The 13797-nt window shown below is 57.8% G+C and carries 15 protein-coding genes; 9 read left to right on the top strand and 6 right to left on the bottom strand.

The genetic code is table 11. The features are described 5' to 3' along the window. Window positions 1-45 precede the first annotated feature (45 nt). Both E5K03_RS07550 and E5K03_RS07545 read left to right on the top strand, forming a co-directional pair. Window positions 46-2145, top strand: a complete 2100-nt coding sequence (locus tag E5K03_RS07550; protein ID WP_138006032.1) for an acetate--CoA ligase family protein — start codon at window positions 46-48, stop codon at window positions 2143-2145. Then, window positions 2142-3197, top strand: a complete 1056-nt coding sequence (locus E5K03_RS07545) for a phosphotransacetylase family protein (protein WP_138006031.1) — start codon at window positions 2142-2144, stop codon at window positions 3195-3197. Before E5K03_RS07550 ends, E5K03_RS07545 begins: the two co-directional genes overlap by 4 nt. 120 nt (window positions 3198-3317) lie before the next feature. Here the strand turns inward: E5K03_RS07545 and E5K03_RS07540 are convergent, their stop codons facing one another. From E5K03_RS07540 to E5K03_RS07530, 3 genes are all read right to left on the bottom strand, one after another. After that, window positions 3318-3662, bottom strand: coding sequence for a hypothetical protein (locus E5K03_RS07540; RefSeq protein ID WP_138006028.1), 345 nt, complete (start codon window positions 3660-3662; stop codon window positions 3318-3320). Between the two features lie 45 nt (window positions 3663-3707). Continuing rightward, the gene (locus E5K03_RS07535; protein ID WP_138006026.1) at window positions 3708-4601 is read right to left on the bottom strand and encodes a dihydrodipicolinate synthase family protein; all 894 of its coding nucleotides are present in this window, start codon (window positions 4599-4601) and stop codon (window positions 3708-3710) included. Window positions 4602-4723: 122 nt separating this feature from the next. Further along, window positions 4724-5077 (bottom strand): helix-turn-helix transcriptional regulator, encoded by a 354-nt coding sequence (locus E5K03_RS07530; RefSeq protein WP_138006023.1) that lies wholly within the window; start codon window positions 5075-5077, stop codon window positions 4724-4726. 125 nt (window positions 5078-5202) lie between these two features. Here E5K03_RS07530 and E5K03_RS07525 point away from each other — a divergent pair, with 125 nt between their 5' ends. Then, window positions 5203-5652 carry a pyridoxamine 5'-phosphate oxidase family protein gene (locus E5K03_RS07525; protein ID WP_138006022.1) on the top strand — a complete coding sequence of 150 codons (450 nt, stop codon included), beginning with the start codon at window positions 5203-5205 and terminating at the stop codon, window positions 5650-5652. A 10-nt stretch (window positions 5653-5662) separates the two neighbouring features. Here E5K03_RS07525 and E5K03_RS07520 read toward each other — a convergent pair whose 3' ends face one another. Further along, a complete protein-coding gene (locus tag E5K03_RS07520; protein ID WP_138006019.1) occupies window positions 5663-6418 on the bottom strand; it encodes an NRDE family protein in 756 nt (251 codons plus the stop codon). Window positions 6419-6613: 195 nt separating this feature from the next. Here E5K03_RS07520 and E5K03_RS07515 point away from each other — a divergent pair, with 195 nt between their 5' ends. The 5 genes from E5K03_RS07515 to E5K03_RS07495 all read left to right on the top strand — a co-directional run bounded on the left by E5K03_RS07515 (window position 6614) and on the right by E5K03_RS07495 (window position 10681). Continuing rightward, window positions 6614-7675, top strand: a complete 1062-nt coding sequence (locus tag E5K03_RS07515; RefSeq protein ID WP_138006015.1) for a glucose 1-dehydrogenase — start codon at window positions 6614-6616, stop codon at window positions 7673-7675. Then, the gene (gfcR, locus tag E5K03_RS07510) at window positions 7672-8310 is read left to right on the top strand and encodes a transcriptional regulator GfcR (RefSeq protein WP_138006012.1); all 639 of its coding nucleotides are present in this window, start codon (window positions 7672-7674) and stop codon (window positions 8308-8310) included. The genes E5K03_RS07515 and gfcR overlap by 4 nt, the downstream gene beginning before the upstream one ends. Window positions 8311-8483: 173 nt before the next feature. Beyond that, window positions 8484-8828 (top strand): glutaredoxin family protein, encoded by a 345-nt coding sequence (locus E5K03_RS07505; RefSeq protein ID WP_138006010.1) that lies wholly within the window; start codon window positions 8484-8486, stop codon window positions 8826-8828. Window positions 8829-8980: 152 nt separating this feature from the next. Continuing rightward, window positions 8981-9547: a DUF7110 family protein gene (locus E5K03_RS07500; protein WP_138006007.1), complete on the top strand. Its 567-nt coding sequence runs from the start codon at window positions 8981-8983 to the stop codon at window positions 9545-9547. Window positions 9548-10045: 498 nt separating this feature from the next. After that, entirely contained in the window at window positions 10046-10681 is a 636-nt protein-coding gene (locus E5K03_RS07495; RefSeq protein WP_138006005.1) for a vitamin K epoxide reductase family protein, read from the top strand. Between the two features lie 108 nt (window positions 10682-10789). On the opposite strand, the gene E5K03_RS07490 is transcribed toward E5K03_RS07495, so the two are convergent. After that, on the bottom strand, window positions 10790-11992 hold the full coding sequence (locus E5K03_RS07490; protein ID WP_138006002.1) for a methionine adenosyltransferase: 1203 nt from the start codon (window positions 11990-11992) through the stop codon (window positions 10790-10792). A gap of 116 nt (window positions 11993-12108) precedes the next feature. Continuing rightward, window positions 12109-12654 carry a class IV adenylate cyclase gene (gene cyaB, locus E5K03_RS07485; RefSeq protein ID WP_138006000.1) on the bottom strand — a complete coding sequence of 182 codons (546 nt, stop codon included), beginning with the start codon at window positions 12652-12654 and terminating at the stop codon, window positions 12109-12111. A 127-nt stretch (window positions 12655-12781) separates the two neighbouring features. Here cyaB and E5K03_RS07480 point away from each other — a divergent pair, with 127 nt between their 5' ends. Beyond that, complete coding sequence (locus tag E5K03_RS07480; RefSeq protein WP_138005999.1) at window positions 12782-13786, top strand: FKBP-type peptidyl-prolyl cis-trans isomerase; 1005 nt, start codon at window positions 12782-12784, stop codon at window positions 13784-13786. The last annotated feature ends 11 nt before the right edge of the window (window positions 13787-13797 follow it).

Below are 13797 nucleotides of genomic sequence, written 5' to 3'. Positions count from 1 at the left end.
GAATCACACCCCGATTTAAGAACATACAGCGAGTAGCGTCGACTGATGGGTACCCTAACCGAGCTGTTCGCACCGGATCGCATCGCGGTTATCGGTGCAACCGAGCGTGAGGGGTCGATCGGACGCGCGGTCACTACGAATCTTATCGCGGATTTTAAAGGGACTGTGGTTCCGGTCAACCCCAACTACGACGAGGTGTTGGGCCTCCCGTGTGTCGAAGACATAGCTGCGGCGAACGCCGATATGGCGGTCGTCGTTGTTCCGCCGAAGATCGCCTTGCAGGCGGTTGAGGAGGCCGGCAAGGCAGGCGTAAAAAATGTCGTCGTTATCACTGCCGGATTTGGCGAAACCGGCGGCGACGGTGCATCCCGCGAACAACGACTCCGGAAGATCGCCGAGACGTACGATCTCAACGTCGTCGGTCCCAACAGCCTCGGAATCATGTCAACAACCACCGGGATGAATGCGACCTTTGGCCCCGATAATGCGCTCTCAGGAGGCATGTCGTTTATGAGCCAGTCGGGTGCGTTCATCACGGCTGTCCTCGATTGGGCGAACGACGAGGATGTCGGATTCAACGATGTCGTCTCACTTGGCAACAAGGCAGTGCTCGACGAAACCGACTTTGTCGAACACTGGGGCGACGACGAGGACACAGACGTCGTGATCGGCTATCTTGAAGGCATTTCCGACGGCCGGGCGTTCATTGACGCTGCCCGCAAGGCGACAAAGGAGACGCCGATCGTCCTCGTCAAGTCAGGACGAACCGACGCGGGCGCACAGGCGGCGTCTTCGCACACCGGGACGCTTGCCGGCAGCGAACAGGCCTACGAGGTCGGACTCGATCAGGCCGGGGTGCTTCGCGCAGAATCTGTTCAAGGGCTGTTCGATGCAGCACAAATGCTTGCAAACCAGCCGCTACCGGATGACAAAGAGATCGCAATTATCACGAATGCTGGCGGCCCGGGTGTGATGTCGACCGACGCGGTCGGAGATTCTCGGCTGTCGATGGCGTCGTTCACCCAGGAGACGCTTGACGCCTTTTCAGAGCAGTTGCCCGCAGAGGGGAACATCTACAATCCGGTCGACATCGTCGGCGACGCCGACATCGATCGGTTCGCAGACGCCCTCGATATTGCCCTGGGCGATGAGAACGTCGGAATGGCGCTCGTGTTGTCGTGTCCAACGGCAGTACTCGACTACCAGGAGCTCGCAGAGGCGACAGTTCGGCTCCGAGAAAAACACAAAAAGCCGGTCGCAGCCTGTTTCATGGGCGGCGAGCGTGTAACCGCTGCGGCGGACATCCTCGGCGAGGCCGGGATTCCGAACTACTTCGATCCCTCTCGAGCGATCGGCGCGCTCGACTCGCTGGCTGCCTACAGCGACATCCGCACACGCAAGTACGACGAACCGACAGAGTTCGACGTCGATCGTGACGCGGCTCGTGAGATCCTTTCGTCGGTCAACTCACGTGACGACAACCGTCTTGGCGTCGAGGCGATGGGCCTCTTAGATGCATATGGCATCCCGACGCCGCAGGGAGAGATTGTCGACGATCCAGACGCAGCCCGATCGATCGCGAGCGAGATCGACGGGCCGGTTGTCATGAAGATTGTGAGCCCGGACATCCTCCACAAATCCGATATTGGGGGCGTGAAGGTCGGCGTCGAGACTGCCGATGTCGAAGACGCCTACGAGGATCTCATTACCCGCGCACGAAACTACCAGCCTGACGCGGATATCCTCGGCGTGCAGGTCCAAGAGATGATCGACCTCGACAGCGGCGTCGAGACAATTGTCGGAATGAACCGCGATCCGCAGTTTGGCCCGCTCATGATGTTCGGCCTCGGTGGGATTTTCGTGGAAGTGCTCGAAGACACCACCTTCCGAGTCGCACCCGTCACCGAACGAGAGGCGACCGAGATGACAGAAGAGATCAAGACTGCGCCGTTGTTGCGCGGTGCGCGCGGTCGTGATCCAGTCGATATTGACGGAGTCGTCGAGACAATTCAACGGCTCTCGCAGCTGGTGACAGACTTCCCGGCGATCCTCGAATTCGATATCAATCCCCTCGTCGCAACGCCCGACGGCACCGGCGTGAAGGCCGTCGACATCAGACTCACCGTTGACCCAGACCAACTATGAAATCCATCCTCGTCACCGCTACGAACGAAAGCACCGGAAAGACCGCAGTTGCGCTTGCACTCGCCACGATCGCGAAAGCGCGCGGCCAGTCAGTCGGCTACATGAAACCCAAGGGCACGCGCCTGCAGAGCAACGTCGGTAAGACACTCGACCAAGATCCAATGCTCGCCCGCGAGCTACTGGACCTCGATGCGGAGATGCATCAGATGGAGCCGGTGGTGTACTCGCCGACATTCATCGACGGAGCGATACGCGGCCAGGAGAACACCGACAAACTTCGAGAGCGCGTCCGTTCGGAGTACGAGTCACTCGCCGAAGACACCGATCTAATGATGATCGAAGGCGGCGGCTCGCTGTCGACGGGTGGGATTGTCGGGCTGACAGATCCTGAGGTCGCCGAACTGCTTGATTCGTCGGTCCTCTTGATCGCGGAGTACGCCCAACCGGGCGATGTTGACGATGTCCTCGCGGCGGCCGAAGACATCGGCGATCGGCTCGCAGGCGTGCTGTTCAACCGCGTCGCCGACACCGCCTTCGAGGAGCTCGATACCGACGTGATCCCGTATCTGGAGGGCCGCGGTATTCCCGTGTTGGGAGCGATCCCTCAGCAGAAGGAACTCGCTGGCGTGACGATCGACGATCTTGCCGCAGAACTCGGCGCAGAGACGCTCACGAATGTCGACTCGGATGCCTACGTCGAGCGATTCCTCGTCGGGGCGATGGGCGGCGATGAAGCACTCCGGTTCTTCAGGCGGGCCCGCGACGCTGCGGTCATAACCGGCGGCGATCGCTCTGATATCCACACCGCAGCTATCCAGGCACCGGGCGTGAAGTGTCTCATCCTAACCGGTGGGCACCGTCCGTCAAACGCCGTGCTCGGAAAGGCTGAAGAGGCCGGCAAGCCCGTGCTTGCGGTGAACACCGACACGCTGACAGTTGTCGATCGAGCCGAGGAGATCGTTCACAGCGGTCGCACACGCGATGCGCGAACCGTTGAACTCATGCGCGAGCTACTATCATCGCGGGTTGATGTTGAGGAACTACTCGCGTGACTACTCTGAGGACTGAAGTCGTGGGTATGCTCCTCGGATCTATATAACACGGGAACACTGTCGGTGCACCACTTTCGAAGCATCCGACGGTGGAACGACAATTGGGCGCTTTGATCGGAGCTACGTGTCTTCGACGTCGCTGAGTACGCGAAGCCGATAGCCCGCAGCCTTTTGCAGGTCGGTCACTCTGTCGGAGTCGATCGCGGTATCGAGGAGAGAGTTGACGAAGGCTTTCGGGACCGCAACCGAAATGAAATCGCTCCCCTCTCGTGCAGTTGTGAGCCGCGCCATCGTCCGTTCGGTGCCGTCGTCATTGTAAATACTTCCGACCCGCTCGCCGTCGCGGTTGAGCCGGAGGGTAACATCTGTCGGCTCAATCGTTTCGATCGAAACCTCAAACACCCGGTCGGGTGCTTCGAGCCGGGCGAGTAGCAGGCCGTCGTGTTCGGTGATCAACTGCTTCATACCCATGATCAGTAGTCTGTACCGATACGTGCTGTGCTGGTGTCGCTACTCTATCGTGGCGATCGCGGCGTCCAACGCATCAGCGATCGAGTTCGCCATGTCATCGTCTGGTTCGACAAGCGGCGGTCTGACAGCTGTGTCGGAAATCACACCGCGGTGAGCAAGCGCCGCTTTGGTTCCCGGTGCAAATCCGGTTTCGAGGCACGCATCGAACAACGGCGAAATCGCGTCGAACTGCAGTTCGAGCCCGCGATCGGTGCCGGCTGCTTCGTACGCCTCGGCGAAAATCGACGGGATCACGTTCGAGAGCGCGTGGATGCCGCCGTCGGCACCTGCCTGGAGCGATGGGATCAACAGGTTGTCGAATCCCTGAAGGACAGCAAACGAGTCAGGCGTTTTTCGAAGCAGCTGCAAAAAGTACCCAAAGTCACCGCTCGAGTCTTTGATTCCAACGTATGATTCCTCAGCAGCCAGCGTTTCGACGGTTTCGGGATCGATCGGCGCGCCCGTACACGACGGGATATTGTACAACAAAAGCGGCAACGGCGACTGCTCGGCGATCGTTCGGAAGAACGCAAGATTACCGTCGGGATCGTTCGCCGTGTGAAAGTACGGCGGCGTGACGACCGCAGCGGTTGCACCGACATCCGCCGCTGACTCGATCGCGGTGACGACATCGCCAACGTGTGTTCCTGCCGCGCCAGCGAGCACTGGCCGATCGTCGGCCGCATCGACAGCGATCTCGATCGCACGGATCCGTTCGCCAGCGCTGAGGCTTGCGAACTCGCCGGTGGTCCCACAGGGGAACAATCCGCGTACTCCACCGTCGATCGCGTGGTCGATAACCGATCTGTACGCCGCTTCGGCGATCGAACCGTCGGCCGCAAACGGCGTGACGAGCGGTGGGGTGACGCCTTCGATCGCGGAAACAAAGCTCATTGTCGGCGTATCAAGCTGGGAGCAAATAATCGTTCGCGTGCCTGCAATCCGTCATTGCCAAGATGGGTATTCGAGAGGCTATGATTTGGTTCGATCGGGATGCAGCCCGGTTCGATCGCCTCTTAGCGCGAATCGTACGCGAGGTTCATGACCCACTGTGAGAAGGCATCGCTTCGGGCGTCGATATCCTCTTCACCGATGAACGGCGACAGCATATCTCCCGCCATCAGTAGACTAAAATCGAGGTCGCGGGGCGCTGGTTCGAGAAAGTATGTGGTGTGTCCTTGATACACTGCTTCCTGACGCTTGATTAGCTCTGCGTCGACGAGCGCTTCGGCGATGCGGCTCCCCTTCCGCGAGGAGACATCCAGCTCCTTCCAGAAGTCGCTTTGGTGGATGCCGCCGGTTTCGCGGATCAGCTCTAGCCCGGCGTGCTCGTCCTCAGACAGCTCCGCTTCGATCTCGGAGACGCTCATACCAATATGACAGGACGCAGGTTCTATAAAGTCTGGCTTTCAGTGCGATCAAAATCACGGGGGGACGTTCTGAACTGGTGAGATTCCTCACGAATTTTAAAAGCTTGTGTGTGAGTGTCTACACTATGTCTGAATTTCAGTCCTTATTGGGTCTCGAAATGGATGCTGTCGAGATTAATGACGTACTGACAGAGATGGGGATCGGGGTACTCTCGATGAGTGCTGAGGGAGTGCCATACGGTGTCCCGCTGTCTTTTGGGTACGACGGAGAGGACACGCTGTACTTCCTATTTCTCGAGGCAAGCAGTGACCTTCGGAAGGAAACATATGCAGAACAGGCCGCCGTAGCGAGTTTCACCACCTTTGATGTCACTCCAGACGGCTCTTGGCGGAGTGTGATCGTTTCGGGATCACTCGATCGCATCTCGGTTGATGAGTGGGATGCCGCACGTGAGGCGATGGCAGGTAACGCGTACCAATCGAATCTCCTCTCGAAGTACGAAATTCAGGAGAATCCCAATGTGTGGGCACTCAGAATTCAACAGCGGTCTGGTCGTGCTGTCGGCCAGCAGTGATTGATCCGCACTACGTTGAGTCGATCGACACAGCAACCTCGACGAACTGCGTCTCACACGGCGGTCCACCAGCGAACAAATACCGATCGTTCAGTCCCACATCGGGAACGCCGAGCCGGATGAGCGAAGCCGATCGGGTTCCGAATCCGTCGCCATGAATACAGACGCCGTAGTCGTGATTGCCGAGTGCTGTCCCGGCACGCTTGAGCCACTCGTCAGCTTTTTCTCCCGCGTGTGGTTGTAGTGCCGAGCGGAGCGTCTCGGCGTTTTTTCCCTGTTGTCTACCTACCGCTGGCCGAGCGGTCGGCTCGAAGAACGCGCCGTCCGCACCCACGTTCACAACCACATGGACGCCAGGGTCGAACGATCGAGTCGACAGTTTCCCGTCGTATTCGAGAAGCGTCGCCGTTTCTGCGTCTGCGACGACGAGATTAAAGCCCGCGTACGTCTCTGTTTGCACCGATCGTTCGACGAACTCGACTGCAGTCGCGGCACTGTCTTGCGCCAAACAATCCGCAACGAGTGCGCCGCGCGATCGGCCACTCGGGCGATCGACCCATCGGTTCGTAATCCCAACGAACACTCCGGCGGCATTGTAGCCGATCCACGTCCCGCCGGCCTCCTCGTCACGCGGTGCGATTATTGGTGGTTCATTCCGGTAGTATCCTGGCGTCGTCGAAGGTCGATCGATCGCCTCGTCACGGTTGGCGGCGACGAGAACCGGTGCGTCCTCGAAGACACGCCACGCAATCGTAAGCGTACACACGTCACTCAGTACGTAACCGATCGACAAAAAGGCGGAGATCCGCCTGAAAGAGGAACTAGTGCGACGAACGCAATAGATGGTGGCTGGGTCGATCGAAATCGGGGGCTGGACCGACTCCGATCGGCGTTCGCCGACATGTTAGTCTTTACTCAGTATAGAATAAATCTTTTGGTGGTCTATCACCACCATTCATGTATGGATGCGATAGCGGTCAGGACAGGTGCCGGGAAAGCTGAACTCATTGACGTGCCGAAACCAGAGCCTGGGCCGGGGGAGGTGCTGGTCAGAACCCTCCGGGTCGGCGTTGACGGGACAGACCACGAGGTGATCGCGGGCGGACACGGCGGCGCACCCGATGGTTCGGATCATCTTGTCCTCGGCCACGAGGCCGTTGGCATTGTTGAAGATGCTAACGGGACGTCGTTTATAGCCGGAGACATTGTCGTTCCGACGGTACGTCGCCCGCCCAATGGCCCGAACGAGTACTTTGAACGCGGCGAACCGGATATGGCTCCCGACGGCCAGTACCACGAGCGAGGGATCGTCGGTAAACACGGCTTCATGGCCGAATACTTCACAAGCCCAGGCGAGTATCTCGTCGAAATTCCGGAGTCGCTGGCGGACGTGGGCTTTCTCGTTGAGCCGATTTCGATCACGGAGAAGGCCGTGGCTCACGCCCGCGCGAGTCGATCGGCATTCGAGTGGCAGCCAGAATCTGCGGTCGTCCTCGGTAACGGCAGTCTCGGGCTCTTGACGCTTGCCATGTTTGAGGAATCGTTCGATCGCGTCTACTGTCTCGGTCGACGTGAGCGGCCCGATCCGACGATCGATATCATCGAATCCATCGGTGGAACGTACATCAACTCGAACGAGACACCAGTGGCAGCGATTCCCGACGACTACGAAGCGCCGGACCTGATCTTCGAGGCGACCGGCTACGCCAAGCATGCCTTCGAGGCGATCGAGGCGTTGGCACCCAACGGCGTTGCCGCACTCCTCGGCGTTCCCGGCGACTGGGCCTTCGAGATCGATGGCGGCTCGTTACACCGAGAGATTGTGCTGCACAACAAGGCGATCGTCGGCAGTGTTAACTCTCACATCCCGCACTTCGAGGCGGCCGTCGAATCGCTCTCGGCAATGGATCAGTCGTTCCTCGACGCGTTGATAACCGGTGTGTACGATCTCAAAGAGTTTGAGACGGCGTTCGTCGATGACGACACGACTATTAAAACGGCCGTTCAATTCGACAGTATATGAAAAACGTAGACGACCTGATCGACAGCGCAGCAGAGCTTGCATCCCGTGGCGTTTCGAAGGGCGAGATCGCAGACGAGCTGAACGTCTCTCGCGAAACCGCAAGCTGGCTCGTCGAACGCAGCGGCGCACGCAGCGAGCCCACGCCTGAGACAACCGCCGCCAGAGGTCCCCAAGACATTCACGTCGACTGGAGCGCGATCGGCCGCGACAGCGCCCGGCTCACCCACCTTGGCGCGGCAATGGCCGACCTGCTCTCGAAGGAAGGCGAGGATGTCGACCTTACGATCGGCATTGAGAAGGCTGGGACGCCGATCGCGACAGTCGTCGCCCAAGAGCTCGGAACTGACATCGGCTCGTATGCCCCCGCAAAACACCAGTGGGAGGAAGGCGATATCGAAGATCTCGGCGGCGGCTTCTCGCGGAACTTCGCGACGATCCGCGATCGTGACTGCTACGTCGTCGACGACACGGTGACAAGCGGCACGACGCTCCGTGAGACGATTGAGGCGATCCGCGGGCAGGGTGGTGAGCCCGTCGCCTGTGTTGTCATCGTCGACAAACAGGGACTCGACACGATCGATGGTGTCCCCGTTCACTCGCTGATTAACGTCGTGCCAGTCGGGCGCGAAGAGTAGTCGATTCACGGGGCGCGAAGAGTAGTCGATTCACAGCAACAGACTAGGAATCGATTGCGATCGCAAGGCCACCCGATGCGATCGAGTAACACAAAGATAGCGGAAGCCCACGACTTCAGCCGTGGGCGAGCGCCGACGCAACGCATTTCCCGCAGAGTCACCAATCAGTGTACATGGCATTCCAACCCGAAAGCGATCTGGACGCCGACGAGGTCGCCGCGCGCGTCGAGGAAGCGATCGAGAACAACGAGGTCGTGCTGTTCATGAAGGGCAACCAGCTCATGCCTCAGTGTGGATACTCAGCGCGCGCGCTGGAGCTCATCGGTCAATACCGCGACTCTTTCGAAACAGTCGATGTGTTGCCCGCGCTTGATCACTACCGATCGGCATTGAACGAACACAGTGACTGGGAGACAATTCCACAGACATTCGTAGATGGTGAGTTTGTTGGCGGCAGTGACATCCTTGCCGAACTCGAGGAGCGTGGGGAGCTCGAAACGACGCTCGCAGTAGAATAGCGGAGTAAAGTCGCTCTATCTGCTGTTTTCGGTTATTTGTGCAATCGTAACACGAAGGGCAGGTCATATATGCTCGGATCACGTAGGTACGGTAGGTACTGTCGCCTCGACAGACGAACCCATCGGACGTACCCAACCCAACCCACCCATCCATGACAGGTCGTGTATACCGTCTCCACTCAACGCTTGAACTGCCACTCGAAGATGTCACATCGTATTTCGAAAGCGATCCGGAACTGCCCCCGGAAATCGCCGACGTTGACATCACCCGACGAAATAACACCCTCATTATCAAAGCGGTCTCAACCGACAACAACCTCAGCAAGTACACCCCAACTGCCCAGCTGAAAGCAAGCGTCACCGAGACTCGGGTGTACGAAGAGGAGCCGCCGCGTGCGGGCGGTCCACAGTGGGTCCAGGACGAAGAAGAAGAGATCCCGTCCGAGCTTGTCGAATTCGCCTGTTTCAAAGGCGATCGCGAGACGGTCTTGCAGAATTCGGCGTTGCAGTATCCGATGTTCCTCGTGCTCCGCGAGATCGCACTGCAAACCGAGAAAGGCAACCTGACTGCGATTACCGAAGAGGACGGCGATCTTGTCGCCACTCGAATTGTTGAGGGCGAAGAACGACCCGCAACGGTCGAAGTTGTCGAGAGCCCACGACAAAGCGGTGCTGAGGGGAACGGCGTCAACTGGCGGGACAACAAGTTCATCAGCTAAACACTTTACACGCTGGCTCACCAGGGTCGACCGGCTTGACCGATCGCAGGATTCGGAGACCCCTATTGGCAGGTAGTATACCACAACTGTTACACACGCTCACAAAGAGTACCCACGGGCGCGAATTCAAGCGGAATCTTCACCACGACGGTAGACTCAATTTACTCGTTTTTCATCTGAGCTTGATTGTTCTGACAGCTATTAGCATTGCTACAACCAGACATTATATTGTATAATTAAAGCAATCCTCTATGGCGAGACTCATACAATCGCCGGCAGATTGAGTAACTACAGAGCGTCGAAAATTGCTGTGAAATCTGCTCTACAACCGGACGGAGTGCGCATAGAGCCGGGTAGAAACGAGTTATTCTCTGATTTAACAACAATGTAGTCTCGACATAGAGCCACATCCACCCTACTCGGGATGAGCATCGGCGTCAAATAGTATTGAATATAATGCGCAATATTTTAATATCTACCGCCCAAACAAAATCGTGTATGGCGACCCCAACCAGTACAAGAGGACTGTTCGACTACGACTGGAACTACTCAACGCGAGTACCGACGTTGTTCGCCGTGTTTACGGCGGTCGCAGTTTTTGGATGGACAGTAACCGTCATTTTGACAGCAGTGCATTTCTTCGCGATCCCGGCAATACCGGCTGATGCACCAGTGGCAGGTAGTATCCGAGTTATTACGAGTCCGTGGGCCTACGTCTTTGGCATCCCGCTTGCGACGCTTGGATCGGCGTACTACCTCACTACAATCGGGCTATCGCTGTGGTGGTTCGATACCCGACACCCCCTTATTATCAAGATCCTCACGCCCATTACCGCGACGGGTGTCGGAGCCTCGGCGTACTTCGTCTGGCTCCAACTCGTCCCAATCGGTGAAATCTGTCCGTTCTGTATGATGTCCGCCTCAGCGACGGTGATCCTCTTTGGACTTGAGCTCGTAATCCTGTCCAAAAGTAACACACCATCGCTCGCAAACATGGTCGGTGATTTCAAGAACCTGCTCGCTGAGACGAACCTCGCGGTCGTCCTGTTTCCCGTGCTCGCAGGCGTGCTGACGGTTCTTGGATTGTACCTTGTGACCGTCTTGCCGCTGCCTGATCCAGTCCCTTTCGCGTGACCGTCGCTTGAGACGATCGAATTGGCGGTCATATCGGGTCTCATCCGGCCCGAATAAACGACCTTATTTTCAGACCAACTCTTGAAGAGCGTGCTCTGTGAGAATCAACTAGAACGTCGCGATGTCACCTTCAATCGTCTGGCGGGTGACCTCGGTCACGTTGGCGAGTTCTCGGTCGACGATCGCCCGAATGTCAGCTTCGACGTCTGAGATTGCGATCTCGCTTGTGGTGACAACCTGCGCGTCGGCGACGTGCGGTTGATCGATCGGCCGGCCGATCTGGCTGAGAAGCCGTACCTGCAGATCGCGGATACCGTCGACCTCCGCGACGACGCTCTCAGCAATCTCTGTTGAGAGGAGGTTGTAGATCTTGCCGATGTGGTTCACGGGGTTCTTTCCGGATGTCGCTTCCATACTCATCGGGCGGTTCGGGGTGATGAGTCCGTTGGCTCGGTTGCCCCGACCGACTGATCCATCGTCGCCCTGTTCTGCGCTCGTGCCTGTGACCGTGAGATAGATAGATCCCTCATCGTAGTCGTCGGCAGTGTTGACTGCCACGGCGATCTCTCGATCGGTGTACTCCCGTGCCAGTTCGGTGACGTATGATTTGACCGAGGAGACGGCCTCGTCGTAGTCGTCGAGATCGTCGATGTAGCGGTCGATCATCGCGGCAGCGACTGTAATATCGATCACGTCGCCTTCGCGTTTGCCCATGATCTTCACATCTGGCCCGAGTTCGGGGTGTGCCTCGGCATACGTTGTGTTAAGATTCTGTTCGGCGTTGTAGACGATCTGTTCGGTTTCAGTCAACGGGGCGTGGCCCACGCCGAATGAGGTATCGTTGGCCATCGGAACCTCGACAGTCTCTTCGCCGAAAACGTCTTGGAGGTCACCGGATCCTTCGCCGAGTTTCACGTCAACGATCACGTCACGACCGAATTCAAGTTCAGGAATCTGCTCGGCGAGGTACTCTCTGGCCGCACTCAGTGCCGTCGCGCTGACGGGGAGTTGTTCGCCCTCGTACTCTTTTGTTGCCCTCCCAACAATCAGGATGTAGATTGGTTCGATAACTTCCCCGCCGCCGAAGGTCGGGGCAGCGCGGCCGGCGACGAGTTGGGTCTCGTCGGTGTTGTAGTGGAGTACTTTTCCGACACGATCGAGGTATAGCTGTGAGAGGGCTCGTGAGACGTGCTCAGCGATTCCGTCGCAAATTGAATCAGGGTGGCCGATCCCCTTTCGTTCGACGATTTCGACGTCCTGGTCCTCGACCGCACGGCGATCGAGTTCGCTAACCTGAATGTTCCGCTCCATTACCAGTCCGTTCGATCTGGGAGGTGCTATAACTTGCGGAAACCTTCGAGCAGCAATTCATAACCCACAAACATTATTTGGCAATATTTTCAGCTATGAGGACGACCGTCACGGCTTTATTTGTCTTTCGAGGTAAGAAGTAACCCGAGATACGAGGTTCTGATTTGGTCGTCGGGATCGAGGCCGAGTTCGGCGAGTAGGTCGATCGCACCGTCTCTGACTGTCGAAATCGATTCCTCGTCGGCCGCAGCTTCGATCTCGAGGAATTCTCCGAGACCCGAGACAGCATCGAGTGTAATGGTGTACCCCTCCAGCGCGTAGAACTCTCGGTGCTTTTCGACGGTTGCAGCGGGAGAGAAGCCCAGTCCAGCCAGCGCCCGATCGAGTTCCGCTCCGTCTGCGACGCCGGTTTCGTGTTCGATTCGAGTCTTTGATTCCGCTTCGACGAGAGGGCCTTTGTACGTGAGTTTTTCGACTGTCTCAGATTGTGTCGACTCGCGTCTAATTCGCAACGCTTCGTCAGTCTCTGCGAACTCGCGGTGCGGTGCGTCGTAGTATGTGTCTGTCTGTGTTCGTTGACCGGTTGGTTCGGCACCGAGGGCTGTGAGTCGATCGCGAATCCGATCGTGGTCGACACGGAATTTGAGTTCGACCTCGTACATCTCTGTACAATATCGTCGTTGGAGGGAATGATAAATCGTCGCGCTTTCGTCGTCAGAGTGGGTATGGTTGGCACGATTTGCGGTTCGAACCGTGCGCCTTAAGGGCCGAACAAGTGATGTATCGGGTATGAGCGATGAACAGGAGGCAGAAGCGGCCGAGGCAGCCGCAGACGCCGATGACGTTGACGCGGAAGAGGAGACACCCGAGGAATCTGCAGGACTCCAGAACGGCGATTTTATCAAGCTGGCATACACGGTCCGAACCGTCGAAGACGGAACCGTCGTGGACACTACTGACAAGGAGATCGCCGAGGAGGAAGGCATCGACGACGACAACTACGACTTCTCTCCACGGACGATCATTATCGGCGAAGGCCACATCTTCCAGGCCGTTGACGAGGCGCTCGTTGGTGCCTCAGTCGGCGAGAGTGGAACCGTCGAAATCCCCGCGGTCGAAGCGTTCGGCGAGTACGATCCAGACCAGGTCCGCACTGTCAGTGCAGACAAGATTGGTGAGGACGATCGCTACCCCGGCGCACAGGTGACCATTGACGGCGAGCAAGGCCACATCGAGACGATCATCGGCGGGCGTGCTCGTGTGAACTTTAATCACCCACTCGCTGGAGAGGATCTCGAGTACGATTACGAGATTGTCGACGTTGTGGACGACCGTGAAGCGCAGGCAAGCGGTCTGCTCGGTATGTACCTCCAGTCCGCACCGAACGTGTGGATTCAAACCGACGAGGTCGAAGAGGAGACGATCGTCGAACCCGACGAGGACGACGCAGACGACGACGCAGATGCCGCAGATGACGAGGACGACGAGGATGTCGAACCGGAGACGGAAATCGAGATCGTCGAAAAGGAAACGCTCTACATCGAGGCGACTCCGCAACTGACGATGAATCAGCAGTGGATGTTCTCGAAACAACAAATCGCCCAAGACGTGATGAGCAAGCTCGATCTCGATCGCGTAATCGTTCAGGAGACGATCGAAGGTCCCGGCGGCATGGGCGGCATGATGGGTGGTCTTGGCGGCCTCGGCGGTGCCGGCGGCGAAGACATTGAGGCTGCACTCGACGATGTCGATCTCGACACAGACGAGCTGGCCCAAGAACTCACCGAAGAGTAACCTACCTCACC

Origin of the sequence: Halalkalirubrum salinum (genome assembly GCF_005543295.1) — an archaeon.
Taxonomy (GTDB): Archaea; Halobacteriota; Halobacteria; order Halobacteriales; family Haloferacaceae; genus Halalkalirubrum; species Halalkalirubrum salinum.
This window is presented reverse-complemented; position numbering and strand designations above follow the sequence as displayed.

What these genes read in the sequence shown, in the direction of transcription:
- E5K03_RS07550 (WP_138006032.1), top strand. Translation starts at nt 46, where the DNA reads ATGGGTACCCTAACCGAGCTGTTCGCACCGGATCGCATCGCGGTTATC.
- E5K03_RS07545 (WP_138006031.1), top strand. Translation starts at nt 2,142, where the DNA reads ATGAAATCCATCCTCGTCACCGCTACGAACGAAAGCACCGGAAAGACC.
- E5K03_RS07540 (WP_138006028.1), bottom strand. Translation starts at nt 3,662, where the DNA reads ATGAAGCAGTTGATCACCGAACACGACGGCCTGCTACTCGCCCGGCTC.
- E5K03_RS07535 (WP_138006026.1), bottom strand. Translation starts at nt 4,601, where the DNA reads ATGAGCTTTGTTTCCGCGATCGAAGGCGTCACCCCACCGCTCGTCACG.
- E5K03_RS07530 (WP_138006023.1), bottom strand. Translation starts at nt 5,077, where the DNA reads ATGAGCGTCTCCGAGATCGAAGCGGAGCTGTCTGAGGACGAGCACGCC.
- E5K03_RS07525 (WP_138006022.1), top strand. Translation starts at nt 5,203, where the DNA reads ATGTCTGAATTTCAGTCCTTATTGGGTCTCGAAATGGATGCTGTCGAG.
- E5K03_RS07515 (WP_138006015.1), top strand. Translation starts at nt 6,614, where the DNA reads ATGGATGCGATAGCGGTCAGGACAGGTGCCGGGAAAGCTGAACTCATT.
- gfcR (WP_138006012.1), top strand. Translation starts at nt 7,672, where the DNA reads ATGAAAAACGTAGACGACCTGATCGACAGCGCAGCAGAGCTTGCATCC.
- E5K03_RS07505 (WP_138006010.1), top strand. Translation starts at nt 8,484, where the DNA reads ATGGCATTCCAACCCGAAAGCGATCTGGACGCCGACGAGGTCGCCGCG.
- E5K03_RS07500 (WP_138006007.1), top strand. Translation starts at nt 8,981, where the DNA reads ATGACAGGTCGTGTATACCGTCTCCACTCAACGCTTGAACTGCCACTC.
- E5K03_RS07495 (WP_138006005.1), top strand. Translation starts at nt 10,046, where the DNA reads ATGGCGACCCCAACCAGTACAAGAGGACTGTTCGACTACGACTGGAAC.
- E5K03_RS07490 (WP_138006002.1), bottom strand. Translation starts at nt 11,992, where the DNA reads ATGGAGCGGAACATTCAGGTTAGCGAACTCGATCGCCGTGCGGTCGAG.
- cyaB (WP_138006000.1), bottom strand. Translation starts at nt 12,654, where the DNA reads ATGTACGAGGTCGAACTCAAATTCCGTGTCGACCACGATCGGATTCGC.
- E5K03_RS07480 (WP_138005999.1), top strand. Translation starts at nt 12,782, where the DNA reads ATGAGCGATGAACAGGAGGCAGAAGCGGCCGAGGCAGCCGCAGACGCC.